Genomic DNA, 3291 nt, shown 5'->3' with positions numbered 1-3291 from the left:
GTGGGGATGGCGGCCGGGTTGCTGGAGTCCTCGCCGGTGTTCGCCGAGTGGGTCGAGCGGTGCGAGGCGGCGTTGGCGGCTCATGTCGACTGGTCGCTGACTGCGGTTTTGCGGTCGTCGGACGATGTGTGGCTGGGCCGGGTGGATGTGGTGCAGCCGGTGTTGTGGGCGGTGATGGTGTCGTTGGCGCAGTTGTGGCGGTCGTTCGGTGTGGAGCCGGGAGCTGTCGTCGGCCACTCGCAGGGGGAGATCGCGGCGGCGTGTGTGTCGGGTGCGTTGTCGTTGGACGATGCGGCGATGGTGGTCGCGTTGCGGAGCCGGGCGATCCTGGCGCTGGCCGGCTCGGGCGGTATGGCGTCGCTGGGTGTGCCGGTGGAGCGTGCTTCTGAGCTGATCGCGGGCTTCGGCGGTCGGGTGTCGGTGGCGGCGGTGAACGGCCCGGCGTCGGTGACGGTGGCCGGTGAACCGGACGCTTTGGACGCACTCCTCACCGACTGCGAGACACAGGGCGTGTGGGCGCGGCGGGTGCCGGTGGACTACGCCTCCCACTCGGTGCAGGTGGAGGCGATCCGTGAGCGGCTGCTCACCGAGCTGGCGGGCATCGAACCGCAGACTCCCACAGTCCCGTTCTATTCGGCGGTGACGGCCGAGCGGGTGGAGACGGCCGCTCTTGATGCGGAGTACTGGTACAGCAACCTGCGTCAGACGGTTCGTTTCGAGGAAACGGTCCGGCTGCTGCTCGCTCAGGGCTTCGACGCGTTCGTCGAGACGAGTGCGCACCCTGTGCTGACGACTCCGGTGGAGGGCACGATCGATGCCGCGGACGCCTCTGCGGTGGTGCTGGGCACGCTGCGCCGGGGCGAGGGCGGACAGGAGCGCTTCACCGCCGCGCTGGCGGAGGCGTTCGTCCACGGCCTGACCGTCGACTGGACGCCGATCCTCGGCGAGGGCGATGTCCACGTCGACCTGCCCACCTACGCCTTCCAGCACCAGCGCTACTGGCTGCGCGACGTCTCCGTCGCCGGAGCCGACGACGCGACCGGGCTGGGGCTCACCAGCGAGGGCCACCCGTTGCTGGGCGCCTCGGTGTCCCTGGCCGACGGGCAGGGGCTTCTGCTCACCGGGCGGCTGTCACTGTCCTCGCACCCCTGGCTGCGGGACCACGCGGTCGCCGGGAGCGTCCTGCTGCCCGGTACGGCGTTCGTGGAGCTGGCGATCCGCGCCGGAGACTCCGTGGGCTGCGGCGTCCTCGACGAACTCGCCCTCGAAACGCCACTGGTGCTGCCCGAGCACGGCGGGGTGCAGGTCCAGGTGATGGTCGCGGCACCGGATGCCGACGGCAGCCGGGCGGTCTCCGTGTACTCCCGCCCGGACGACGACACCGACCGGGAATGGGCCAGGAACGCCGACGGCCGGCTCATACCCGAGCACACAGCGCCCGAGCACGCCGACGCCGAGGAGCAGGTGTGGCCGCCGGCCGACGCTCAGCCGATCGCGCTGGACGCCTTCTACGCGGACCTGGCCGAGGCGGGCTACGCCTACGGCCCGTCCTTCCGAGGGCTGCGCGCCGCCTGGCGCGTCGCCGACGACGTCTGCGCCGAGGTGGCCCTGCCCGCCGAGCAGAGGGAGAACGCCAACCGCTTCGGACTGCACCCCGCCCTCCTGGACGCCGCCCTCCAGGCGGCCGCGCTCACGGGCATCGGCGCCGACGGCGCCGCGGTCCGTCTGCCGTTCGTCTGGAATGGCGTACGGCTACGGGCCTCCGGCGCGTCGTCGCTGCGCGTCCGGCTCTCCGTGAACGGCGGCGACACCGTCACCGTCGACGCGGCCGACACCACCGGCCGTCCCGTGTTCTCGGCGCGGGGCCTCACCCTGCGGCCGGTCACGGCCGATCAGCTGTCCCGCGCGGCCGACGACACGGCCGACAGCCTCTTCCTGCTGGACTGGGTCCCCGCTCCCGTGTCGACGACCGAGCAGCCGCAAGCCGCCGCCGGTCGTACGACCGTGATCGACTGCACGCCATTGTCCCCGGCCGACACCGGACTCGCGGACTCCGCGGCGAGGGCGACGGCCGACGTACTGGACCGGATCCAGGCGTGGCTTGCCGACACGGGCGCGGCGGACCCCGGCGAGGCACCGTCGCGGCTCGTAGTGGTGACGCACGGGGCGGTGGCCGCCGGCCCGGGCGACGTGGTCCCGGACCTCGTCCACGCCCCGGTGTGGGGCCTGGTCCGGACGGCCCAGAGCGAGTACCCCGGCAGGTTCGTCCTCGTGGACACCGACGACAGCCCGGCGTCCGCAGCGCTGCTGGACGCCGCAGCCCACAGCGGCGAGCCGCAACTCGCCCTCCGAGCAGGACAGTTGCTCGTGCCTCGGCTGGCGCGGAGCGGCGGATCCGCCGAAGCGTTGGTTGCGCCTGGTGGTGAGTGGCGTTTGGGGTTGTCGGGGTCGGTGTCGGGGTCGTTGGAGGGTTTGGGGTTGGTGGTGGCTCCGGAGGTGGGGGAGCCGTTGGGTGGGGGGCAGGTGCGGGTGGCGGTGCGGGCCGCCGGGCTCAACTTCCGTGACGTGCTTATCGCGCTGGGCATGTACCCGGGTGCCGCGTCGATGGGTGGTGAGGGTGCGGGTGTGGTCACCGGGGTGGGGCCCGGGGTGTCGGGGTTGGCGGTGGGGGACCGGGTGTTGGGGATGTTCCCGTCGTTCGGTCCGGTCGCCGTCGCCGATCACCGGATGATTACGAAGGTTCCCGGGGGTTGGTCGTTCGAGCAGGCGGCGTCGGTGCCGGTGGTGTTCCTGACGGCGTACTACGGGCTGGTGGAGCTGGGCGGTCTGCGTGCGGGTGAGTCGGTGCTGGTGCATGCGGGTGCGGGGGGTGTGGGGATGGCGGCGGTGCAGATCGCCCGTCATCTCGGGGCGGAGGTGTTCGCCACCGCGAGTGAGGGCAAGTGGGAGACCTTGCGTTCGCTGGGCCTGGAGGACGACCACATCGCGGATTCCCGTTCGCTGGGGTTCGAGGAGCGCATCCGTACCGTCACCGGTGGTCGGGGTGTGGATGTGGTGCTGAACTCCCTGGCGGGGGAGTTCGTGGACGCGTCGTTGCGGTTGCTGGCCGAGGGTGGCCGGTTCGTGGAGATGGGCAAGACGGATGTGCGGGATGCGGGGGAGGTGGCTGCCGGGTTCGGGGGTGTGTCGTATCGGGCGTTCGATCTGATCGAGGCGGCGGGTGCGGACGGGGTCGCGGAGTTGTTCGCGGTGCTGATGCCGTTGTTCGCGGCGGGTGCCTTGAATCCGGTT

1 protein-coding gene is annotated in these 3291 nt (G+C 71.9%); it reads left to right on the top strand.

Annotated elements, in window-relative coordinates; genetic code table 11:
• Positions 1 to 3291: acyltransferase domain-containing protein (locus KUM38_RS42715; protein ID WP_254398553.1), on the top strand; the 3291-nt coding region annotated here is incomplete at both ends.

Source organism: Streptomyces sp. AC558_RSS880 (assembly GCF_019049255.1).
Taxonomy (GTDB): domain Bacteria; phylum Actinomycetota; class Actinomycetes; order Streptomycetales; family Streptomycetaceae; genus Streptomyces.
This window is presented reverse-complemented; position numbering and strand designations above follow the sequence as displayed.